Source organism: Rudaea sp. 3F27F6, assembly GCF_005503555.1.
In the GTDB taxonomy this organism is placed as follows: domain Bacteria; phylum Pseudomonadota; class Gammaproteobacteria; order Xanthomonadales; family Rhodanobacteraceae; genus Rudaea.
On the sequence record NZ_SCNG01000001.1, the window covers coordinates 872,804 to 895,516 of the forward strand.

At 64.2% G+C, this 22,713-nt stretch carries 22 protein-coding genes; 4 read left to right on the plus strand and 18 right to left on the minus strand.

Annotated elements, in window-relative coordinates:
- Positions 1–101 precede the first annotated feature (101 nt).
- Complete coding sequence (locus tag FFS30_RS03685) at positions 102–1,115, plus strand: cytochrome c peroxidase (protein ID WP_171014394.1); 1,014 nt, start codon at positions 102–104, stop codon at positions 1,113–1,115.
- Between the two features lie 247 nt (positions 1,116–1,362).
- On the opposite strand, the gene FFS30_RS03690 is transcribed toward FFS30_RS03685, so the two are convergent.
- The 13 genes from FFS30_RS03690 to FFS30_RS03750 all read right to left on the minus strand — a co-directional run bounded on the left by FFS30_RS03690 (position 1,363) and on the right by FFS30_RS03750 (position 13,116).
- The gene (locus FFS30_RS03690) at positions 1,363–2,103 is read right to left on the minus strand and encodes an acetoacetate decarboxylase (RefSeq protein ID WP_137911749.1); all 741 of its coding nucleotides are present in this window, start codon (positions 2,101–2,103) and stop codon (positions 1,363–1,365) included.
- 95 nt (positions 2,104–2,198) lie between these two features.
- The gene (locus FFS30_RS03695) at positions 2,199–2,693 is read right to left on the minus strand and encodes a phosphatidylglycerophosphatase A (RefSeq protein WP_137911750.1); all 495 of its coding nucleotides are present in this window, start codon (positions 2,691–2,693) and stop codon (positions 2,199–2,201) included.
- On the minus strand, positions 2,690–3,652 hold the full coding sequence (thiL, locus tag FFS30_RS03700; RefSeq protein ID WP_137911751.1) for a thiamine-phosphate kinase: 963 nt from the start codon (positions 3,650–3,652) through the stop codon (positions 2,690–2,692). The genes FFS30_RS03695 and thiL overlap by 4 nt, the downstream gene beginning before the upstream one ends.
- A 1-nt stretch (position 3,653) precedes the next feature.
- Entirely contained in the window at positions 3,654–4,115 is a 462-nt protein-coding gene (gene nusB / locus FFS30_RS03705) for a transcription antitermination factor NusB (RefSeq protein ID WP_137911752.1), read from the minus strand.
- Positions 4,108–4,632, minus strand: a complete 525-nt coding sequence (gene ribH, locus FFS30_RS03710; RefSeq protein ID WP_249352146.1) for a 6,7-dimethyl-8-ribityllumazine synthase — start codon at positions 4,630–4,632, stop codon at positions 4,108–4,110. The genes nusB and ribH overlap by 8 nt, the downstream gene beginning before the upstream one ends.
- 69 nt (positions 4,633–4,701) lie before the next feature.
- On the minus strand, positions 4,702–6,417 hold the full coding sequence (locus tag FFS30_RS03715) for a DUF3300 domain-containing protein (RefSeq protein ID WP_137911753.1): 1,716 nt from the start codon (positions 6,415–6,417) through the stop codon (positions 4,702–4,704).
- A 240-nt stretch (positions 6,418–6,657) separates the two neighbouring features.
- On the minus strand, positions 6,658–7,767 hold the full coding sequence (gene ribB / locus FFS30_RS03720; protein WP_137911754.1) for a 3,4-dihydroxy-2-butanone-4-phosphate synthase: 1,110 nt from the start codon (positions 7,765–7,767) through the stop codon (positions 6,658–6,660).
- 56 nt (positions 7,768–7,823) lie between these two features.
- Positions 7,824–8,660 carry a type II CAAX endopeptidase family protein gene (locus tag FFS30_RS03725; protein WP_137911755.1) on the minus strand — a complete coding sequence of 279 codons (837 nt, stop codon included), beginning with the start codon at positions 8,658–8,660 and terminating at the stop codon, positions 7,824–7,826.
- Between the two features lies 1 nt (position 8,661).
- Positions 8,662–9,252, minus strand: a complete 591-nt coding sequence (locus FFS30_RS03730) for a riboflavin synthase (RefSeq protein WP_137911756.1) — start codon at positions 9,250–9,252, stop codon at positions 8,662–8,664.
- 3 nt (positions 9,253–9,255) lie between these two features.
- The gene (gene ribD, locus FFS30_RS03735; RefSeq protein WP_137912562.1) at positions 9,256–10,329 is read right to left on the minus strand and encodes a bifunctional diaminohydroxyphosphoribosylaminopyrimidine deaminase/5-amino-6-(5-phosphoribosylamino)uracil reductase RibD; all 1,074 of its coding nucleotides are present in this window, start codon (positions 10,327–10,329) and stop codon (positions 9,256–9,258) included.
- A 65-nt stretch (positions 10,330–10,394) separates the two neighbouring features.
- Positions 10,395–10,922 (minus strand): transcriptional regulator NrdR, encoded by a 528-nt coding sequence (gene nrdR, locus FFS30_RS03740; protein WP_137911757.1) that lies wholly within the window; start codon positions 10,920–10,922, stop codon positions 10,395–10,397.
- A 108-nt stretch (positions 10,923–11,030) separates the two neighbouring features.
- Complete coding sequence (gene glyA, locus FFS30_RS03745; RefSeq protein WP_137911758.1) at positions 11,031–12,284, minus strand: serine hydroxymethyltransferase; 1,254 nt, start codon at positions 12,282–12,284, stop codon at positions 11,031–11,033.
- Between the two features lie 64 nt (positions 12,285–12,348).
- Complete coding sequence (locus FFS30_RS03750) at positions 12,349–13,116, minus strand: DUF817 domain-containing protein (RefSeq protein ID WP_249352149.1); 768 nt, start codon at positions 13,114–13,116, stop codon at positions 12,349–12,351.
- A 267-nt stretch (positions 13,117–13,383) separates the two neighbouring features.
- Here FFS30_RS03750 and ettA point away from each other — a divergent pair, with 267 nt between their 5' ends.
- The 3 genes from ettA to FFS30_RS03765 all read left to right on the plus strand — a co-directional run bounded on the left by ettA (position 13,384) and on the right by FFS30_RS03765 (position 16,936).
- Positions 13,384–15,045 (plus strand): energy-dependent translational throttle protein EttA, encoded by a 1,662-nt coding sequence (gene ettA / locus FFS30_RS03755; protein ID WP_137911760.1) that lies wholly within the window; start codon positions 13,384–13,386, stop codon positions 15,043–15,045.
- A 13-nt stretch (positions 15,046–15,058) separates the two neighbouring features.
- Positions 15,059–15,916, plus strand: a complete 858-nt coding sequence (gene pyrF / locus FFS30_RS03760; protein WP_137911761.1) for an orotidine-5'-phosphate decarboxylase — start codon at positions 15,059–15,061, stop codon at positions 15,914–15,916.
- Between the two features lie 78 nt (positions 15,917–15,994).
- On the plus strand, positions 15,995–16,936 hold the full coding sequence (locus tag FFS30_RS03765) for a glycosyltransferase (RefSeq protein ID WP_171014395.1): 942 nt from the start codon (positions 15,995–15,997) through the stop codon (positions 16,934–16,936).
- Here the strand turns inward: FFS30_RS03765 and FFS30_RS03770 are convergent.
- From FFS30_RS03770 to FFS30_RS03790, 5 genes are read right to left on the minus strand one after another with little or no spacing between them, the layout of a single operon-like run.
- Positions 16,904–17,818 carry a glycosyltransferase family 2 protein gene (locus FFS30_RS03770; protein ID WP_249352151.1) on the minus strand — a complete coding sequence of 305 codons (915 nt, stop codon included), beginning with the start codon at positions 17,816–17,818 and terminating at the stop codon, positions 16,904–16,906. The genes FFS30_RS03765 and FFS30_RS03770 overlap by 33 nt on opposite strands.
- Positions 17,819–17,828: 10 nt before the next feature.
- Positions 17,829–19,685 (minus strand): hypothetical protein, encoded by a 1,857-nt coding sequence (locus FFS30_RS03775; protein ID WP_137911763.1) that lies wholly within the window; start codon positions 19,683–19,685, stop codon positions 17,829–17,831.
- 58 nt (positions 19,686–19,743) lie between these two features.
- Complete coding sequence (locus tag FFS30_RS03780; RefSeq protein WP_137911764.1) at positions 19,744–20,634, minus strand: class I SAM-dependent methyltransferase; 891 nt, start codon at positions 20,632–20,634, stop codon at positions 19,744–19,746.
- A complete protein-coding gene (locus FFS30_RS03785; RefSeq protein ID WP_171014396.1) occupies positions 20,631–21,905 on the minus strand; it encodes an ABC transporter ATP-binding protein in 1,275 nt (424 codons plus the stop codon). Before FFS30_RS03785 ends, FFS30_RS03780 begins: the two co-directional genes overlap by 4 nt.
- The gene (locus FFS30_RS03790; RefSeq protein WP_137911765.1) at positions 21,902–22,675 is read right to left on the minus strand and encodes an ABC transporter permease; all 774 of its coding nucleotides are present in this window, start codon (positions 22,673–22,675) and stop codon (positions 21,902–21,904) included. Before FFS30_RS03790 ends, FFS30_RS03785 begins: the two co-directional genes overlap by 4 nt.
- Positions 22,676–22,713 lie beyond the last annotated feature (38 nt).

Below are 22,713 nucleotides of genomic sequence, written 5' to 3' on the forward strand. Positions count from 1 at the left end.
GCGAATGTAAAAGAATGTACTTCATAAATGCAGAAACGGTCTACTCACCAATGCCAACTGGTTCTCCAGCAATAAATCAGTCACATTTTTCGTGGGCTCGGATGGTTCTGATCGCACTACTAATGTGTGCGCCTGAGGTTAAAGCGGCTTCGTCGGAACAAGTGGAATTAGGCCGTGCATTATTCGGCTCGGCCGGATTGAGCCGGGACGGCAGCGTCAGCTGTCAGAGCTGCCATCATCCCGATCACGCTTATGCCGATATCCAGGCGCGCTCAATCGGACTGAGCAACAAACAAGGCACGCGCAACGCACCGAGCCTTGTCGATGTGGCGCAGCGGCCGCTGTTGTTTTGGGATGGCCGACGAACGCGCTTGAGCGAAGCAGTGCTGGATCCGCTCGTCAATCCCGTAGAGATGGGTTGGCCTTCACTGAATGAGCTTGAGGCCAAGCTGCAGGCCGATCCGCAATGGCCTGCGCGCTTCAGAAAGGCGTTTCCTGAAGCCCAGGCAAAACCCACTTCAAATCAGATTGCCTCGGCTCTGGTCGCATTCCTGGCAACGCTAAAGAGCGAGGACAATCCGTTCGATCGGGCTCGGCAACAACAGACACCGCTGCCCGCACTCGCCGAGCAAGGAAAGGCACTCTTTCAAGGCAGCGCCCAGTGCGGTCAATGCCACTCGCTCGACGGGAAGGCGTCCTTCACCGATGAGGCCTTTCATCATTCGGGAATCAACGATCCGTCGCAGCAAGCCGGGCTTCCTCAGCTCGCGAAGACAGTCATGGACGTTGCGCTCACTGGCAACGCCTTGGCTGCCCGGCTGCTCAGTGATCCGCAGTGGTCGGCGCTCGGACGCTTCGCGGTCTCGCACCGTCCCGCCGATATCGGCGCTTTCCGCACGCCTTCGCTACGCAATGTGGCCGTCACTGCGCCGTATATGCACGACGGCAGTATCGCCACACTCGAAGAAGCAGTCGACCACGAAATCTACTATCGCGGGCTGAACACTGGGCGGCCCATCAACCTGACCGTGCAGGAACGCCGCGCGCTTATAGCATTTTTACGCAGTCTGACTGATATGCAGTACGCCACCGCATCTTCAGGCACGAAACCCTAGCAAGGCTGCGCGAATGCAACCGAATAAAATATTCGTCGCCAACGGCTTGATTGCGCGAGCGCCTCTCTTCGCGCTTCTCATCGACATCGATCCGGCACTCAACACAATAAATGCCGGATTTATGTCGATGACATTGGCGCTTCTCTCAGCCCTGCAAATTTCAATCGATAGGGCAACCTTGGCTTGGCGTTTTCGACTACGGCAGCCCAAACGAAATTCGTCGCGAGTTAATCGTCGAATCGATATTTCACTTTGCGAGGTAGTCGTGCACGACCTCGCCGTAAGGCAGCAGCAGATCGGCCTTGAGATGCACCGCGGAGAGCACTTCGCGCACCGGCAGGTCGGCGACCGGTGCCAGCGCGTGGGCGAACAGTTCGAGCGCACCGGGGCCGGTCCACGCGCCTTTGAATTCCTTGCACTGCATCGAGTAGCGCACAAGTTCGCAGATGCGCGGGGTGCCGTCGACATGCGGCACGATCTTAAGCAGATAGGACGGCGCCTCCATGCTCGCGATCGCCTTGTTCTTATCCATCGGCGCGTACTTGTAGCCCATGGTGCCGCGCGCGACGGGCATGTCCGAATAGCGCAGCTCGCCGACCAGGGTATCGCGATGCACTTTGAGGGTCGGCTCGCCGATCTTCTTCGGGAAGCCCCAGATCTCTCGCCCGCCCGCGGTCGGCGGATGGTCGTCGAGGAACATCATGCGCACATATCCGCCCGCTTCGCCCTTGTACTTCACCGGAATTACCTGGCCCGATTCGGTGTAGTCGCCGAAGCCGGTCGAGTCGGGCATGCGGATGAATTCGTACTTCACCACCGGATCGGTCATCTCGAGCGGTGCCGGAATGATCTTCGCGAGCGCGTCCGGATCGGTGCGATAGGTGATGATCAAGTATTCGCGATTGACGAACAGATACGGCCCCGGCGGATACGCCGGATTGTCGATCGGCATGGCGAACGCGTTCTTGCGGATTTCGTCTTCGGTCATGATGGGGGCTCGATGGGGAGGAGATCGAGAAACACGGCTCGGCACGGCCGCGTCATCGGTTTCGCGCTCGAGGGCGAACGCGAAAACTCGCCGCACTATCCCACAAGCCGCGTTAAAACCGTCACCGCCGCCGCGGCATAAATACCGGCGAGCACGTCGTCGAGCATCACACCGAGACCGCCTTTCACCTGTCGGTCCGCCCAAGACACCGGCCAGGGCTTGGCGATATCGAATACGCGGAACAAAGCAAAGGCCACCACAGGCCACCACCACGCGAACGCTATCCACGCGAGCGGCGCCAGCGCGATCCATTGACCGACGAATTCGTCCCAGACTACGAAGCCTGGATCGTCGTCGCGCAGCGTGCTCACGACCCAGGCGCAGGCCCAGATACCGAGCACGAAGGCGCAAGCGATGACGGCGACATACACAGGCCAGGGCAGCTCGCGCAGCGCAAACCATAGCAGTACGGCGGCGAGCGATCCCGCTGTGCCCGGCGCGACGGGACTGAGGCCCGAGCCGAAACCCGCCGCGATCCACCCAGCCGGGTGCGCAAGCAGAGCGCGCCGCTGTGCGCCGCTCAGGCTCATGCGCCGAAATGTTCCCAGCCGGCGCGACCGATGCGTACTTCGCCGCCTGCGCCGTTGCGCACGCGTATGCCGGGGTCCGCAACGATGCGGCCGATGCGCGTGGCGCCGCAGCCGCTACGTGCGAGATCGCTGAGCAACTCCGATGCGAGCGCTTCGGACGCGGTGAAGCACAATTCGTAATCGTCCCCGCCGCCAAGCTGCAATGCGATGCGCGCTTCGTCGTCGAACAAGCCGAGCAAGGCCGGCGACGCCGGCAGCAGCTCGGCTTCGATCTCCGCACCGACGCCGCTGGCCGCGCAGATATGGCCGAGATCGGCGAGCAGGCCGTCCGACACGTCGATGCAGGCATGCGCACGCCCGCGCAGCAGCAACCCTTGGGCAACGCGTGGCGTCGGCCGGTCGAGACGATCGACGAGCGCCGTGCGCTGGCGCCCGTCATGCGCGGCATCGTGCAGCAGGCGCAAGCCTGCCGCCGCGTCGCCGAGCGTGCCGGTGACGAGCACCGCGTCGCCGGCCTGCGCGCCGTCGCGGCGCAAAGCCAGATGTTCGGGAACGAAGCCGTGCACGGTGACCGTGATCGCGAGCGGGCCCTGCGTCGTGTCGCCGCCGACGAGGGCCAGCTTGAATTCTCCTGCAAGTGCCGCGAAGCCGTCGGCGAACGCGGAAACCCATTCGCGGTCGGCCTGCGGCAGGGTCAAGGCCAGTGTCGCCCAAGCCGGCGTCGCACCCATCGCAGCGAGATCGGAAAGGTTGACCGCGAGTGCTTTCCAGCCGATGTCGCGCGGCGGCGTGTCCTTGGGAAAGTGCACGCCCGAAACCAGCGTATCGGTGCTGACCGCAAGCGCCTGCCCCGCCGGCACCGCAAGCAAGGCCGCGTCGTCGCCGATGCCGAGCCGTACGTCCTCGCGCGCGATCTCGCAGCGCGCGCGGATCAGGTCGATCAGGGCGAACTCGGCCACGTCAGGCGCGGGCGCTCGCCGCGTACTCGACGGGTCTGGCTTTGGCGGCGAGCTTGTCGAGGACGCCGTTGATGTAAGTGTGTCCGTGTTCGGCGCCGAAACGCTTGGTCACTTCGATCGCTTCGTTGATGACGACGCGATACGGCACGTCGATACGGTGCTGCAGCTCGTAGGCGGCAAGGCGCAGCGCGGCGCGCTCGATCGGATCGACCTGGGCCACTTCGCGGTCGAGATACGGCGCGAGGCTCGCGTCGAGCTCGGCGCAATGCACGTTGACGCCGCGCAGCAGGTCCTCAAAATAACCGAGGTCGGCGACTTCCATGTCCTGCTCGTGACGGAACTCTTCCATCACCTTGGCCATCGAATTGCCGCTCAGCTGCCAGGCATAGATCGCCTGCAGAGCGCGACGGCGCGCGCGCGAACGCGCGGCAAGGTCGATGCCGTCGGGGCGCGGCTTATTCATTGCGCCCGTCCTTGGCCGCGGCCGCCACAGAACGGCTGTCGAGGCCCGCGCTTTTCAATTTTTCGCATAAATCCACCATTTCCATTGCAGCGAGTGCGACTTCCTCGCCCTTGTTGCCGTGCGCGCCACCGGCACGCGCCTGCGCATCGGCATGGCGCTCGACCGCAAGCACGCCGTTGAGCACGGGCACGCCATGGTCGAGTGCAACGCGCATCAGACCCTGCGCGCAATTGTCGGCGACGTGCTCGTAGTGGCGCGTGTCGCCGCGCACGACGCAGCCGAACGCGAGGATCGCCGCATGCCTGCCCGCCCGGCCCAGTTCCGCCGCGACGGCAGGAATTTCCCAAGCGCCCGGCACGCGCACCAGATCGACGGCGTCATCGGCAACGCCGTGTTCGTGCAGCGCGCGGCGCGCGCCGTCGATGAGCACATCGACGATGCCCGGGTTCCAGCGGCTGGCGATGATCGCGAACCGCGCCGCCGCGACGGGGCGCAGTTCACCGGAATAATTTTGCATCGAGGAGAAATGAAGACGGCGCGGAGGATTCCGCGCCGTCTAGTTTACCGGAAGGCTGCCGTCGCCGGCTCAGCGGTGACGTCCATTCGGCGCGGCGCGGCCGCCGCCACCGCCCGAAGGTGCGCTGCGCGGGGCGGAATAGTGCGGTGCCTGCGCGCGCGGCGCATTGGCGAACGAGCGGCTCGCCATCGGCGCCGGGCCGCGCATCGACGCCGGTGGCGCGTAGCTGCGCGAAGGAGCCGAATAGCTGCGCGAAGGACCGCTATAGCTGCGCGCCATCGACTGCGGCGCGGAGAAGCTGCGCTGCATGGACGGACCCTGCGCCATGCCGCGCGGCGCGCTCTGCGTGCGATAACCGCCGTCGTAGGCCTGGCGTTGCGGCGCTGAGGCAAAGCTGCGAGCCTGGCCACCGCCGACCGGGCCACGCGACGAGCCGTCATAGCCGCCGCGCATCGATGCCGGCACATAACGGCTCGACGGCAGCGCGCCGGGGCGATCGAAGGTCTGCGCGGAGCGCGATACCGGCGACGAAACAAAGCTCGACGACGCCAGACCGCCCGGCCGCGTTTCGGCCATCGAAGACCTGCCCGGCGCAAAGCCGGCGCGTGTGGCAGCAACTGCACTGCGCTGCGCCATCGCCGCGGTGAACTGCGGCCGGCTGAGGCGGTTGAAATCGGTCGGCGCCGTGTGCGGCGCGAAGCCGGCGTTGCCCGTCATGCCGGGACGCAGCGCCGCGGTGCGCGCAGCCGGATCGAAGTTCGCGCGGCCGCCGGCAAAGCCGCCACCGGCATCGAAACGATTGATCACCGTCGTCGAGCGGCTAACGTACGGCCGGTTGTTGAACACGACCGAGGCGTTGCGCCAGCCGCGGTCGCCCCAGTGGCGATCGAAGCCGCGGCCCCAGCCCACGTCCCAGTGATGCCAGCCCCAGCCCCAATGGTGGTAGCTGCCGATCCAGATGCCGAGACCGAACGCGAAGCTCGGACCCCAATACACCGGCGCGGGCCAGGCGTAGTAGTAGCCCGGCCAGACATCGATCGGCGCACCGTAATAGCTCACCGGATTGAAATACGGCACGTAGACGTAGTCGGGCTGCGCGGGTTCGATTTCGATGACGTCGTCGGGCGGCGGAATGACCGGCGGGCCCGAATAGCTCGGCGCCTCGTCGACGTATTGCTCGGTCGGCGTTGTCGTATTCTTCGCCGTCTTGGTCACGGTGATGTACTTATTCGACTTCAGGTTGTTGCAGGCAAGCGCCTGCGCGCGCAGCGCCTGGATCGCGTTCATCACGTCGTTCGGGTCGTTGACGTAGGCCTCGCCGAGCGCGGTCGTCCACGGCACATTGTTCGCCATCTGATGCAGCACGTCAGGGAAGACGACGATGGCCTTCACGCTCGGATCCCAATCCTGCTTGTCGATCGCTTGCTGCAGAGCATCGCCTTTGAGCGATGAATTCTGCGCGAGCCAGCCGTTCGCCTGGGTGATCTCATCGGGATAGCTCGACGCAGCCAGCACCTGCGCGACGAGTTTGTCGGGAAAAACGGCGATCGGCGCCAGCAGTGAAATCAGCTGCGCCGCAGTCGGCGGTGTGTACGCTGGCGCTGCGTGCGGCGGTGGCGGATCGGCCGGCTTATTGGCGTCGGCGGCCGGAGCCGCATCGCCAACAAGCTGTGCGACGGAGGCGCCCTGTTGCTGCGCCGTCGGTTTGTTCTGATCGCAGCCCGCGAGCAGCACGAAGCTGCTGCAAACGAGTGCGGCAAAGGTAAAACGGATCGTGGTGTTCATGGCTTGCCCCGGCAAGTAGGACGAGGGGAACAACGCCACTATAGACCTCGCGTTGACCGCGAAACTGAGCTGGCTGTAAATGACTGAATTTTAATGATTGTATGCAAAAGCTCCTGCGAGTTTTTGCATACGCGCCGAGACCGCCAGGCGCTTCGATCTGGCTACGCCGGATCAAGCAAAACGCGCTGGATTCGCGAGACGCGCCGGCTCACAGAAACGCTGAATCAACTCAACGTTTCTTTAATCTTTCTGATGAACCGAAGACTCTTCGTAGCCGGCAATCTCGAGGCCGAATCCGCCGAGGCCGAGGAACCGCCGCGGCGTGCCGAGCACGGTCAGACGGCGCACGCCGAGGTCGGCGAGAATCTGCGCGCCGAGGCCGTGCTGGCGGCCGTCGTGGGCAGCGTCGCCTTCGCGCTTGGCGTCGGTGTCGAGCCGTTCGAGCGCGCTCGCTGCCTCCTTCGCATCGGCAAGCACGACAACGACGCCGCGCCCTTCCGCAGCGACGCGGCGGAGTGCCGCACTGATCGTCATGCCGCAGGGCGTGCCAGTCAGATGCAGCACGTCGGTCAAGGTGTCGCGCACGTGCACACGCGTGAGCACCGGCGCACCGTCATCGACCTTGCCGCGCACCAGGGCGAAATGCGCCTGACTGGACAAGGCGTCGCGATACCCGATCAGACGGAACGGACCGAATTCGGTTTCGACTTCGCGTTCGAAGACGCGCGCCACGGTCTTTTCGGTCTGCAGGCGATGGCGGATCAGGTCCGCGATCGTACCGACCTTGAGCCCGTGCTCGCGTGCGAACGCGATCAACTGTGCGCCGCGCTTCATCGTGCCGTCGTCGTTGACGATCTCGACGAGGATGCCAGAGAGCATCGGCAGACCGGCCAGGCGTACAAGATCGATCGTCGCTTCGGTGTGCCCGGCGCGCGTCAGCACGCCACCTTCGCTATAGCGCAGCGGGAAAATGTGTCCGGGCCGCGCGAAATCGCCGGACTGCGAGGTCGGATCGGCGAGCGCGCGGATCGTGCGCGCGCGATCGGCCGCGGAGATGCCCGTCGTCGTGCCGTGGCGATAATCGACCGAGATCGTGAACGCGGTGCGGTGGCTCTCGCTGTTCTCCGTCACCATCTGCGGCAGCTGCAGCTCTTCGAGGCGCGCACGCAACATCGGCTGGCAGATGATGCCGCTGGAATGGCGCACGATGAAGGCGATCGATTCTTCCGTGACCGCCTGCGCCGCCATGATGAGGTCGCCTTCGTTCTCGCGATCTTCGTCGTCGGCGACGATGACCATGCGCCCGGCGCGGATGTCGGCAACGAGGTCTTCGATGGTGTCAAATTGCATGTACGGCCTTTGCTCTTTATGGGCCGCCGCTGCCGGTTCACGGCAACGGCGAGTGATCAGATGGAATGGCTCGGCTTCCAGAACGGCGCGACGAATCGCCCGCGCCGCCAAGCGTGAATCAGAAATCCGGCCGCCACGATAGCGCAAAGCGCGACGCTCAAGGCAGACGCTTCGATGCCGAACGCACCGCCGGTCAGCCAGGCCGGGCCGCTCAGCTCGGTGTGCAGCAGGCCACGCCCCGGATGGCCGGAGTCGGCGATGCCGAATAATCCGGTCTGGGTGAAATTCCACGCCGCATGCACGCCGAAAACCCACCACAGCGAGCGCGTCGCGACATAGACCGCGCCGAGCATCAGGCCGCCCTCGACGCCGATCGCGGCGATCGACAGCGGCGTCCAGTTCGGGTTGCCGATATGCAGCACGGCGAACAGCGCCGCCGACAGCACCAGCGCCACAGCACTGCCGAACACGTTCTCGAGATTGCGCAGCACGACTCCGCGCGCGACCAGTTCCTCGAATGCGGCGGCGAGAATCGCCACGCCCGGCAGCCCGGCAAGCGCAAACGCGCCGCCTTCGCCGACTTTCGCCGTGCCGGTCAGCGCCAGCGCCGCGACGACAAGCCCGATCAGCAGCGCACCGAGTCCCGCTCCATACAATGCACCGCGCGCGCGCCGCGGCGCCAACTCGTCGGCGCTGCGCTTGGCGAAGAATCGCGCGCAGAGGTTGTAGGCGTTGCACGCGACCACCGCGGCGATCAACGCGAACAACGTTCCCCACAACGCGTCGAGCCGATAGACGATCTGCATCGCGAAGCGATACGCCAGATTGAGCGGTATCGCAAGGATCGCGATTTCCACGACCAAGCGGGCGGCCGGATGGCGCAGCCAGTGCATATCAGCCGCGCAGCAGCCTTTCGACGTAGCGCGCGACCAGATCGACTTCGATGTTCACCGCGTCGCCGACGCACTTGTGTTTGAACGTCGTCACGTCGATCGTATGCGGAATCAGGTTGACGCCGAAGCGCGCACCGTCGGTTTCATTGACGGTCAGACTCGTGCCGTCGACCGAGACCGAGCCCTTGCCGGCGATGTACTTCGCCAGCTCGGCGGGAACCTCGAAGGTCCAGCGCTGCGAACGCGCGTCGGGCTCGATTGCGACCACGCGGCCGACGCCGTCGACATGTCCGGACACGAGATGCCCGTCGAGCCGATCGGAAAGACGCAGCGATTTTTCGAGATTCACCGTGCCGCCCTGACCGAGCGCACCGAGCGCGGTACGCGACAAGGTTTCGTTCGAGACATCGAAAGCGAGCTGCGTGCCGGCGATCTCGACCGCGGTGAGGCAGACGCCCGACACGGCAATGCTGTCGCCGAGGGCGACGCCCGCCACATCGAGACTGCCGGCATCGACCACGAGGCGCACATCGCCGCCGCGCGGCTGCAGCTCGACGACTTTGCCGACTGCCTGGATGATTCCACTGAACATCGTCTATTCCCGTAACAACAAACGTAAATCCGCGCCGACCTGGCGGCTGTCGATCGTGCGCAAGCGCCTCGTTCGAGTCATTTCCGCCATGTCGGGCAAGGCAAGCAGCGGCCGCGCCTTGTCGCCGAGCAGCACCGGTGCGACGTACACAAGCAGTTCGTCCACCCAGCCGTCCTGCAGCAAGGCGCCGCAGAGTGTCGGCCCGGCTTCGACCTGCAATTCGTTGATGCCCCGCCGGCCGAGTGCAGGCAATACCTGCGACAGATCGAGGCGGCCATCGCGGGTTTCAACCGCAAGCAATTCCACGCGCCCGAAGCCGTCGTGCGCCGCTTTCGCGCCGGCGGCATGAATCACCAGCGTCGGCGCGCTGCCATCGAGCACGTTGGCAGCGCGCGGCGTGCGCAGTTCGCGGTCGAGTACGACGCGCAACGGCGCGATGCTCTTGTTCTCTTCGCCGTCCGCAGCCAGAGCGGCTAGGCGCAGTGTCAGCCGCGGATCGTCGGCGAGCACGGTGCCGCTGCCGGTCAGAATCGCCGACGAGCGCGCACGCCAATACTGCACGTCTTCGCGCGCGGCCTTACCGGTGATCCATTTCGATTCGCCGTTCGACAGCGCCGTGCGCCCATCGAGACTCATCGCGAGCTTCACGCGCAGCCACGGCCGTCCGCGCTCGACGCGCGAAAAAAAACCGCGGTTGAGCTCGCGTGCCGCGCTGCGCATCAAGCCCGATTCGACGGCAATGCCTGCCGCGCGCATGCGCGCGATGGCGCCGCCCTCGTGCTGAAACGCGTCCTCGCTCGCGATGACCACGCGCACCACGCCCGCGGCGATCAGCGCATCTGCGCAGGGCGGCGTGCGCCCATGCAAGCCGCACGGTTCGAGGGTGACGTAGGCGGTCGCGCCGCGCGCACGTTCGCCCGCGGCGCGCAGGGCAAACACTTCCGCATGCGGCTCGCCGGCGCGCACGTGCCAGCCTTCGCCGACAACGGTGTCGCCGCGCGCGAGCACGCAACCGACGCGCGGATTCGGCTGGGTTGTGTAGAGGCCGCGCTTGGCCAAGCGCAGCGCGCGGGCCATATGACTGTGATCGACGGCCGAGAAGCCGAAATCCGCGGCGGCGGGATCGCGACTCGAAGCGGACATCAGCGCTTCTTGTTCTTCTCGATCTGCACGACGACTTCGCCGAGCAGCGGAAGCTGCAAGCCTTCGATCGCCGGCAGGTCGCGCTCGAGTTTTTCGATTTCTTCGCGGAACGCCTGCACGTCCTCGAAGCGGCGATATACCGAGGCGAAGCGCACGTAGGCGACCTGGTCGATGCGCTTGAGTTCGTTCATCACCCATTCGCCGATCAGGCGCGAGACGACCTCGCGTTCGTTGACCTGGCGCAACTGGCGGATGACGTTGCGCACCACGTCGTCGAGCGCGTCGCTCGCAACCGGCCGATGATGCAGGGCGCGCTCGATACCGAAGCGCAGCTTGCGCTCGTCGAAGGCTTCGCGGCGACCGTTGCTCTTGACCACGGCAGGCAACTTGATTTCGGCGGTCTCGAAGGTATTGAAGCGTTCGCCGCACTGCGGACACTCGCGCCGGCGACGGATCGTTGCGCCGTCGTCGGCTTCGCGCGAATCGATCACGCGCGTGTCGCTGTGCTGGCAGAAGGGACAGTGCATCAGAAAACCGGGATTGGAGATTCCTGATTCGTGATTCGCGAGCAGCGGAAAGCGGCGGCGCGCAATCGCTCTTGCGAATCACGAGTCACAAAAATCGAATTCCCGCTCTTAGCCATATACCGGAAATGCCCTGCACTGCTTCTCGACGTTCTCGCGCACGCCGGCGATCACGCGCTCGTCGCTCGGCGCGTCGAGCACGTCGCAGATCCAGTTCGCGAGCGCCACGCATTCGGGCTCCTTGTAGCCACGCGTCGTCACCGCCGGCGTGCCGATGCGCAAGCCCGAGGTCACGAAGGGCTTTTGCGGATCGTTCGGCACGGCGTTCTTGTTGACCGTGATATGCGCCTTGCCGAGTGCAGCCTCGGCGTCTTTGCCGGTGACGCTGCGGCCGATCAGGTCGACGAGCATCAGATGGTTCTCGGTGCCGCCGGAGACGATCTTGTAGCCGCGTGAGACAAAGGTTTTTGCCATCGCCTGTGCGTTCTTCACGACCTGCTGCTGATAGGTTTTGAACTCGGGCTCGAGCGCTTCCTTGAACGCGACCGCCTTGGCCGCGATCACGTGCATAAGCGGGCCGCCCTGGATGCCCGGGAAAACGATCGACTGCAATTTCTTCTCGATCTCCTCGCCCGCGCCCTTGGCGACGATGATGCCCCCACGCGGCCCGCGCAGGGTCTTGTGCGTGGTCGAGGTGACCACGTGCGCGTGCGGCAGCGGACTCGGATACACGCCCGCGGCGACGAGGCCGGCGATATGCGCCATATCGACGAACAGATACGCGCCGATCTTGTCGGCAATGGCGCGGAAGCGCGCCCAGTCCATCACCTGCGAGTAGGCCGAGAAACCGGCGACGACCATCTTCGGCTTGTGTTCGAGAGCGAGCTTTTCGACTTCGTCGTAATCGACCAAACCCTTGTCGTTGACGCCGTACTGCACGGCATTGAGCACCTTGCCGGACAAGTTCACCTTGGCGCCGTGGGTGAGATGGCCGCCGTGCGCGAGCGACATGCCGAGGATCGTGTCGCCCGGATTGAGCAAGGCGAAATACACGGCCTGGTTCGCCTGCGAGCCCGAATGCGGCTGCACGTTGGCGTAGTCGGCGCCGAACAATTGCTTGACGCGCTCGATCGCGAGTTTTTCGGCAATGTCGACGTATTCGCAGCCGCCGTAGTAGCGCTTGCCCGGATAGCCTTCGGCGTACTTGTTGGTCAGCACCGAACCCTGCGCCTCGAGCACGCGCGGACTGGCGTAATTTTCCGACGCGATCAGCTCGACGTGATCTTCCTGGCGCTGAGCCTCATCGCCGATGGCTTTGGCGAGTTCATCGTCGTAACCGGCGATCGTGCACGTTTTTGCGAACATTCGATTCTCGTGGGGCAGCGGCAGCGGGACTGGAAAGTGTAGCGCCACGCCCCCGTTCCAGCCACTAGCAGTACCGTTCGTGGAGTCTGCGCCGATGCAGGGCCGCCACGAGTACGTAGCTGATGATCATCAGCAGCAGCCAGGCACCGAGCTTGCCGATCGGCACCGGCTGCCAGGCGCCGCGCTGGCTCGGGTACTGCCAGGCGTGAGCGAACGTACCGACGTTTTCCGCCAGCCAGATGAACAAGGCGACGAGGAAAAACCCCAACAGCAGCGGCATGCGCCGATAAACGCGACGAATCCGATAGTGAATCCAGGTGCGTCCGAACAGAACGGCGATGCCGACGAACAACGGCAGACGCAGATCCGGCAGATAATGATGGCTGAAGAAATTCAGGTAGATCGACAGCGCCAGCACTGCGCATGCGGCGAACGGCGGATGTCGGGAAAAGCGGAAATCGAACAGCCTCCAGGCACGCGCGATATAACTGCCGACCGCGGCGTACATGAAGCCGGTGAAGAGCGGCACGCCGCCGAGGCGCAACAGCGAGGGCTCGGGATAGATCCAGGAACCGACCGCGGTCTTGAACAGCTCCATGAGCGTGCCGACCAGGTGGAACACGAAGATCGCGGCGGCCTCTTCCCGCGTTTCGAGCCGCGCCAGAATTAGGCACGACTGCACGGCCAGCGCGGCGAGAGTGAGGAAGTCGTAGCGCGCCAGCAGCATGTCGCGTGGATACCAGCGCCAGGTGACGACGAGCAGCGCGAGCATGATGCCGCCGAAAAGACAGGCCCAGGCCTGCTTGATTCCGAACCAGAAGAACTCGTGCACGGCGATGGCATAAGCGCCTCGCCTTCGGCACCAGACTGCCAATCTCCAGTCTTGCGCGCGCAGGAACGCGCGCCACGATGTCGCCGTTACCTGCCCCATTCGCCCGCTCTCTCCGTCGCCTCGATCCGGCTTGAGGATGGTCGTGCGCCAACGCGTTGCGTTTGCGACGGAACGGGCAAAAAACATGGCAAGAAAGGGGGCTATCGGCGATAATTCGCGGCCTTTGCGAGCGGCCTTCTCTCGCCGTCGCCACCCACGGAGTCAGCAATGCAGTACATCTACACCATGATCGGTGTGTCCAAGGTCGTGCCGCCGAAGCGCGAGATCATCAAGGACATTTCGCTTTCGTTTTTCCCCGGCGCCAAGATCGGCCTGCTCGGCCTGAACGGCGCGGGCAAATCGACCGTGCTGCGCATCATGGCGGGCGTCGACACCGAGTACAACGGCGAGGCGCGGCCGCAGCCGGGCATCAAGATCGGCTATCTGGCGCAGGAACCGCAGCTCGACCCCGAGAAGACGGTGCGCGAATCGGTCGAGGAAGGCCTGTCCGAAGTGACGGATGCGCAAAAGCGCCTCGATGAGGTCTATGCCGCGTATGCCGAGGAAGGCGCCGACTTCGACAAGCTCGCAGCGGAGCAGCAGCGCCTCGAAGCGATTCTCGCCGCGGCCGACGGCCATACGCTTGAACGCACGCTCGAAGTCGCCGCCGACGCGCTGCGTCTGCCGCAGTGGGACACGAAGATCAAGACGCTGTCGGGCGGCGAGAAGCGCCGCGTCGCGCTGTGCCGCCTGCTGCTGTCGAAGCCCGACATGCTGCTGCTCGACGAACCAACCAACCATCTAGACGCCGAATCGGTTGAGTGGCTGGAGCAGTTCCTGCAGAAATTCCCGGGCACGGTCGTCGCGGTCACCCACGATCGCTACTTCCTCGACAACGCCGCCGAGTGGATTCTCGAACTCGACCGCGGCCGCGGCATTCCGTGGAAGGGCAACTATTCCTCGTGGCTGGAACAGAAGGATGAGCGCCTGAAGCAGGAAGCCTCCAGCGAAAAAGCTCGGCAAAAGGCGATCCAGCGCGAACTCGAATGGGCACGCCAGAACGCCAAAGGCGGCCGCAGCAAGGGCAAGGCGCGTTTGTCGCGCATCGACGAGCTGCAATCGGTCGACTACCAGAAGCGCAACGAAACCAACGAGATCTTCATCCCGCCCGGCGAGCGGCTCGGCGACAACGTCATCGAGTTCAAGGGCGTCTCCAAGTCCTTCGGCGATCGCCTGTTGATCGATGATTTGAGCTTCAAGGTGCCGCCCGGCGCGATCGTCGGCATCATCGGCCCCAACGGCGCCGGCAAATCGACACTGTTCAAAATGATCACCGGCCAGGAAAAGCCCGACAAGGGCGAGATCGTCGAAGGTCAGACGGTGAAGATCGCCTACGTCGACCAGAGCCGTGACAAGCTCGACGGCAAGCACAACGTCTTTCAGGAAGTCTCGGGCGGCTCGGACATCCTCAACATCAACGGCATCGAAATCCAGTCGCGCGCCTATATCGGCCGCTTCAACTTCAAGGGCCCCGACCAGCAGAAGATTGTCGGCCAGCTCTCCGGCGGCGAACGCGGCCGTCTGCATCTGGCGAAAACGCTGCTACAGGGCGGCAACGTGCTGTTGCTCGACGAGCCGTCCAACGACCTCGACATCGAAACCCTGCGTGCGCTCGAAGACGCGCTGCTGGAATTTCCCGGCAACGCCTTCGTGATCTCGCACGACCGCTGGTTTCTCGACCGCATCGCCACGCACATCCTCGCGTTCGAGGGCGACTCGCACGTCGAGTTCTTCTCCGGCAACTACCGCGAGTACGAGGCGGACAAAAAGGCGCGCCTCGGCGAGGAAGCGGCGAAGCCTCACCGCATCAAGTACCGCAAGCTGGTCTGAGGCGCGATCCGGCATGAGCTTCATCGCGGCATTGACGCAGGCGGCGCGGGCGAACGATTCGCTCGTCTGCGTCGGCCTCGATCCGGAGCCGGCCAAGTTTCCGGCGCACCTGCACGGCGCGCCGGACGCGATCTTCGCGTTTTGCCGCGAGATCGTCGACGCAACCGCCGATCTCGTCTGCACATTCAAACCGCAGATCGCTCACTTCGCCGCGCGTCGCGCAGAAGATGCGCTCGAACGGCTGATCGCACATATCCACGCGCAGCATCCCGGCGTTCCGGTGATTCTCGACGCCAAGCGCGGCGACATTGGCTCGACCGCGCAGCATTATGCAACCGAGGCGTTCGAGCGCTATCGCGCCGACGCAGTCACGCTCAATCCCTATCTTGGACGCGATTCGGTACAGCCGTTTCTCGAGCGTGCGGACAAAGGCGTGATCCTGCTCTGCCATACCTCGAACCCGGGCTCGACGGACCTGCAGGAACTGACCGTACGCGGCGCCGCGGGCGCGGAACTTCCGCTGTATCAGCACGTCGCCGCCACGATCGCGAATGAGTGGAATGCGAACGGCAATTGCGCTCTCGTCGTCGGCGCAACCTGGCCGGAGCAGCTCGCTCAGGTGCGCGCCCTCGTCGGCGACATGCCTCTGCTCGTCCCCGGCGTCGGCGCCCAGGGCGGCGACGTCGAAGCCGTCGTGCGCAATGGCGCAACGCGCAGCGGCGAAGGTTTGATCATCAGTTCGTCACGCGCGATTCTCTATGCCGGCAATGACGAGAACTTCGCCGGAGCGGCACGCGAAGCCGCGCTCGCGTTGCGCGCGGAGATCAACGGACACCGGCATGCCCTCGCCCGCGAACGCGGCATTCGATAAGCGACCGTCAGTCGCTGCGGTTTCCCAATGAGCGATTCCGCTTCAGCAAGACCGCTCGTCTCGATCCTGATCCGCAGTATGGATCGCCCTACATTTGCGCGCGCCCTCGACTCGGCAGCGGCGCAGACCTGGTCCAATATTGAAATCGTCGTCGTCGCGGCCTGCGGCAGTGTGCACCGCTCGTTACCCACGAGTTGGAAGGGCCGCCCCTTGCGTCTGGTTTATCCGCAGCCCGACCGCAGACTACCGCGCCCCGAGGCGGCCAACTTGGCTCTCGACGAGGCTCGCGGCGAATGGCTCAATTTTCTCGATGACGACGACGAGTTGCTGCCGCAACATGTGGCGACGCTGCTCGGCACATCGCGTTCGCGCGGTGAACTTGTGGTCTATGCGCGCACGCGCGTGCTCGATGCGCAAGGCCGCCTGCTCGGCCATATCAGCCATGCCGGCAATCACGTGCAGTTGTATTTCCACAGCCGCGCGACGACCTGCGCGACCTTGTTTCACCGCAGTCTCGTCGACGACGGCGTGCGTTTCGATCCGGATTTCGCCGTGCACGAAGACCACGACTTTCAAGTCGCCTGCGCGACGCGGACCGAATTCCGCTATGTCGACGAGGCGACCAGCGTCTGGCATGCGCAGGCCGGCGATTCGGGCTGCGGATTCGGTGTCAACGACGACGCCTCGCTGCGATCGAAGAGCATAGAGAAGATTCGCAGCAAGTGGGCCGAGCCCTTCCTGCGCTGGCTGACGGACGCCGATGCCGTGTTCTTCACCGCACGCCAATATCTGGAAGGCGGCGATCACGTCGCCGCGTCCATGTGCTTCGACCAGGTCCTGTACCTGCGCCCCAGCGACATCAACGCGCTCAATCTCGGCGGCATGGCGAATCTGCGTGCGGGAAGACTCGATCGCGCGGAACAGCTACTGACGCAGGCCGCGAACAAATTGCCCGGCCATGCCGGACTGCAACAGAATCTGGACCTGCTACGTCGAGCGCGCGCGGCGCAACAGCAGTAGCGGCACGCTGGCTGCGAACGCCATCCATATTCCGCACCAGACCAGGACGCGCAGCAAAGGATTGTGTGCCGCGGGATCGAACTTGGTGAACCAGCGCCACATGCCGCGACGCTTGTGCCAAGCAACGAAGACGGGACGGCGCCGGCTCGAACCGCCCTTGCCGTGCACGACGCGCAAGTCGTTCACACAGGCAACACGATAGCCTGCGTCGCGTACACGTCGGCAAAGATCCAGATCCTCGCAGTGGAGGAAGTAACCTTCGTCGAACCCGCCGACGCGGTCGAACACGATGCGCGGCAACAGCATCAAGGCGCCGGATACGGCGTCAATTTGTTCGACAACGGCATCGTTACGATCCGCCGGCATTTCCACGCCGGCGAACGCCGGCCAGCGCGCGGCGAAACGCGTCAACCCGGATGCCGTCGCGAAGGCGCGTCGAAGCAAGGGATCATGTCGGCGCGAAGCGGGATCGACACGCCCCTCGGCATCGATCTGCAAGACGCCGAGCAACCCAATATCAGGATCGGAAGCGAGCACGGCACGCAGCCGTGCAATCGTGTCCACGTCGATCGCACAGTCCGGATTGAGCAGCAGGATAGTGTCGCCTTTCGCCGCGGCCGCGCCGCGATTGCAGGCCGTGCCGAAACCGAGATTCCGCTCGTTGCGAAGAATGCGCAGCGCAGGAGTCTGCGCAAAACGCGCGGCAAGGTGCTCGACGCTGCCATCCTGTGAGGCGTTGTCGACGACGAGAACCTCAACCGGCACCGCACTCGCAAGAACCCGGGCGATGCACTCGCCGATGCCATCGCCGCTGTTCGCCGTCACGACGACGACGCTGGTCAAGCCTGGCATCGCGGGCAATCGCTCGGCGGTATCGCTCACGAGAGAAGACTCAGAGTGCGCCGAGCAACTTCTCGCCCTGCTCGGCCGCGTGGTGCCACAGCGCCGGCCAGTGCTCGAGGGCGTCGGCCATGCCGTTCAGCTCGGTGACTAAGGCTTTCGCACAACCCGAGTCGTCGATGTCTTCAGGCCAGTCGCCGAGGCGCGGCGGCGCTTTCGCGAGGAGTGCCTTGGCGTTGCTTTCGACGATTGCGCGCGCGTCGGCCTGCCAATAGATCGGCGCTTCGGTCGCGGCTTCGATCTGATGTTGAAGGCGATCGATAAGGTCGGCACGCGCAAAGCTCAAGTATTCGCGGAGGTGTGCCACGCGCTCGGCCGGAGTCGCTCCAGCCAGATCACGCAACACTTCGGCGAAGAACGAGAGACGCTGGCCGCCATCAGCGGCCTTGTACAAACCGAACTGACGCTGGATGTAGTCGCGCAGGAATAGATTCACCCGCGGGACGAAGGCCTTGCGTGTGATGTCCGAGCGGATGCGCTGGCTCTCCTGGACATGCGCGATGGCGTCGGGTAGTTCGAGCACGACCGCATCGGGGTGCGCATAGCGCGTCAACGCGCTCCACAGACTGTCCTCACCGCGGCCGATCGGATTCGTACACGGCAACAGCAAGCTATTGTCGAGCGTGAACGGCGTGAAGCCGGTGACTTCCTTCGGCTGCGCCTGGGCGACGCCGAACCAGATGTGCTGTGCTTCGGCGTTGCGCAAATAGCTCGCGCGCTCATGCCAGAATTCGTCGCGGCTGCGGCCTTCGAGTCGATACAGCCAAAGCCCGTTTTCGGTGCGCGCGCTGCCGTAGGTGCCGACTTGAGTCGCAACGACGCGCGAAGGGGCGGACAGGAGTTCGAGCCGCGATAGATTCAGCCCGCGCAGAGCTTGGCGCGACAGCGGATACAAGGTTCGTGTCAGTGCGCCGAGCGTCTGCCCGCACGCGTCGAGATGCATGGCGAACGGATCCTCATCCACATCTTCGCCGTAGCCGAGCGCTTCCTCCATGTTCGCCAGGAACGCGGCTTCCATCGGCGCCGACGGGTTCGGATCGAGGCCCGGCTGCGCAAACGGCGGCCGCTTGAGATTCAAACGCAGGTCGTCGTCAAGCAACGCCAATCGCGATCCGGCCGAAAGCAGCAAGGCCATGTTCCAGCCGCGACCTCCGCCGAAACGTTGCGTGCCGGCGTTCTTGTCGCGCATGAACAGACTTTGGACCGTCGCTTTCGCCTGAGGAAATTCGCGCACGAGCTTGTCGACGATCTTGGTGCGCTCGGCATTGCCGATGTAGTGCACCTTGCATCCGGTGGTGCGCGCGAACTCGCGCAGCAGATCGCGTTGCTCGTTGATGCTTGCCTGAAGTACCGAATCGTCGAGCAGGACATAGCGCCGACCGGCACGAAACCGCCGCTCGTAATCGGCGAGCGAAGTCAGCAGATGGGCGAGTTGCTGCGGCCGGTCGCAGGCGCGGATGAAGACGGCGCGCATCGGTGCCTGCGCGATGGCGGCGGACGAACCGAGCCGCTCGACGAAGCCCGCGTCCGATATCAGCAACTGGCGCTGCACCAGGCTTTCGAGCACACGCCTCACGTCTTCGCGCTTGTTCGCGAGCGCCGGCTGGGTCGACTGGATGCGCGCCACATGCTCATCGAGCGTGCGGAACTCGCGGCATTGATCCATCGCCTGCAGCACCTGGAACGTCATCACGTGAGGCTCGCCGGTGCGGCGGATCTGGAAGATGCATTCCTGGCTCGACAGCGACGCAACCATGCCGTCTTCCGAGGCATAGGTCGGCGCGTTCGGGTCGGCCTTGGGCGCCGCGGCATTCAGCGGCGGCAGGGTGTAGTTGAATTGATAGCTCAAGAGATTGCTCGAAGGATGAAGATGCCGCCGCGGCACAACCGCGCGTTCGGACCTGGGCTTACGGCGCTGCTCCGCCGCGCAGTCGTTCGACCTCGGCGCGCAGTTCCTCGACCTGCGTTTCGAGTTCGACGATGCGCCCGCCGGCGGCGATGTTCTTGCGCACTTCGTGGTTGTAGTGCTGGTACACCGACTCCTCTCGATCGCCGAACAGCGCAAGCTGGGGCAGATCGTCGAGCGGCCGGCGCGAACAGACAGCGATGAAATACAGCGGGTCGTAGCGCAAGCCGGATTTTATCAAAGTCGAGCCGTCCGCGGCCTGCTCGGTCGTCGCGGCAGCGGCGGCCGCCGCAGAGGGACCTTCGTCCAAGGACCAGATCGCCGACTGAAACAGCAGCTTCTGTCCGAACAAGCGCACCTCGGGGAAATGCGCCTTCAGCAAAGCCAGCAATTCCTCGCGATACAGCTCGCGCACGTGGAATTCGTTACGGAAACCGGTGATGTCGCTGTAGGTGCGCTTGTCCGGAGAGGAGACGATAAAGACGCCGTCGTCCGCAAGCACGCGGGCGAATCCGGCAACCATGTCCTCCTGCGCCGCGACATGTTCGAGCGTTTCGATCGAAATGGCGAGATCGAAGCTCGCCGGCGGCAGGTCGAGACGGGTGCAGTCACCCTGCACATAGCGCAAGTTGGCCACGTCGCCGTAGCGGGCCTGCGCATGCGCGACCGCCTGGGCGGAAATATCCAGCCCCGTCACCTGACGGGCCACGCGAGCCAACGCCGCACTGCCGAACCCCTCGCCACAGGCGGCGTCAAGCACGCGCTTGCCCTTGGCGAGATCGAGCGCAAAGGCATAGCGCGCCCAATGCTCGTACCAGATCTCTCGCACGCATTCGGGCGTGAAGCGCTCGCCGGTGAAATCCAAGGTCGGAACGGGTTGCGGAGTGGTCATGGGGAATCGGAGGACGCGGAAGCCGCCATATTTTGCCGCAGTAGCCGTTCGCTCGCCTCGCCCCAACGGTGATGCAAACGCACCAGGCCAAATTCACGTGTGCTGCCGCGCACGACAATGCCACGCTCAAGTGTGTCGAACAGACGCACGCCTTCGGTATCCATCGGGTGCGCTTTGATGGTGTAGGCGCCGGGCAACAGAGCGAGATCGTCGAACACGATCTCGCCGACGAAGGTATCCGCGCTGTCGAGATACGGCGCTACACCGTCCATTTCGCTGCTGACGCCGTACACGGCGGTGCCGTCCGCACGCGTGATGCCGAAGGCCACCGTCGGTACGCGCCCGTCGCGCGAGCGCACGCGCGCTCTGAGACGCAGCGTATCGCCTTGATTGAGGAAGACCGGGGTTTCCTGATCGACGCCGTTGACATCGAATCCAACGAGATGGAACTCGATACCTTGTGCGGCAATCGCACCGCGATCGGGCGTTCCGGCGAGCTTGCGCTCATGATAGGCGAGGTAGGCCTGAGTCACGTCGAACACATCGCCCGCCGCCGCCACTTCGCCCTGCCGCAGCCATAGCGCGTGCCGGCAAAGCTTCTGGATGTGATACATGCTGTGCGAAACGAGGATCAGTGTACCGCCGTCGGCGAGGTAATCCTCCATCCAGCGCACGCACTTCTTCTGGAACGATTCGTCGCCGACCGCAAGCACTTCGTCGGTAATCAACAAATCGGGCCGGAGCGCGGCGACGATCGCGAAACCGAGGCGCACGACCATGCCGGAGGAATAATGTTTGACGGGTTCGTCGATATATCGACCGATGTCGGCGAAGGCGATGATCTCCGGCAGCTTTTCGCGCAACTCATCGGCGCCAAGGCCGTATAACGCAGCGGACATCGAGATATTGTCACGCCCCGTATATTCCGGGTGGAAGCCTGCACCGAGCTCGAGCAGCGCGCCGACGCGTCCGCGCACTTCAACGCTCCCCTTGGTCGGCGTCAACACCCCGGTCAGCAGCTTCAGCAAGGTCGACTTGCCCGCACCGTTCTCGCCGATCAGACCTAGCGATTCGCCGCGCACGACTTCCAGGTTCACTCCGCTCAGCACCGGCACCGAATCGATATTGTCGATGCCGACGAGCAGCTTGCCCAGAGCGCGCAGACGATCGCGAGGGCGGAATACCTTGGGATAGGACTTGCCAAGATCGCGCGCGACAGCGAGCAGACTGCCGTCGACCGCCGACACTGCAGAGGTGTTCGCTGCGCTCACAGGAAGTCCTCGAAACGAGGGTTGAGGCGCCGAAATACCGCATAGCCAACCGCGCACATCACGATGGCAAGCGCGAGTGCCATCAATTGAGCACCGATACCGACCGTGCCGATACCGAGCAATTCGGCACGCAGGTACTCCGGGTAGAACGTGAACGGGTTCCAGTCGAGCAACGAGCGGAATCTCTCGGGCAGAAATTCGCGCGCATACAGCACCGGCGCCGTGAACATCATCAACGGCAACACTTGGCCGAGCACCTGGGAAAGATCACGCACGAACACCTGCACTGCGGCGAAGAGATAGCCGAATCCCAAAGCAAGCATGAACAACATGGCAAACACCGCGAGCGCCAACGGCAGCATCGCGAGCCGCACGGGAATGCCGAGCAACTCGATGACGATTATCACGACGACGAAACCGAAGGCATGCAGCAAGAAACTTGCGCTGCTCGCGGCGAACACGAGGACCCCGCGCGGAAACGCCACCTTGCCAATCAATCCGGCGTTGTCCTGGATCGACGTGGCCGAACGCATGACCGCCTCGCTGAACGCATTCCACGGCCATACTCCGAGCGCGAGGAATGGCACGATTGCCGCGGGCGAACTTCCTTCGTCGCCCGGCAGGCGCATCTTGAACACATAAGTCCAGACGAAACTGTAGATCGCCAGTTGGATCAGGGGCTGTAGCAACGCCCACAGGCCGCCGCTGATGCTGCCGAGGTAGCGGTTACGCAGTTCGCGGCGGATGAAATGGGCGGTGAGAGCAAGCATGGCCGTCAGCGCCCCGCGCCGGCCGCGTGCTTTCGGCG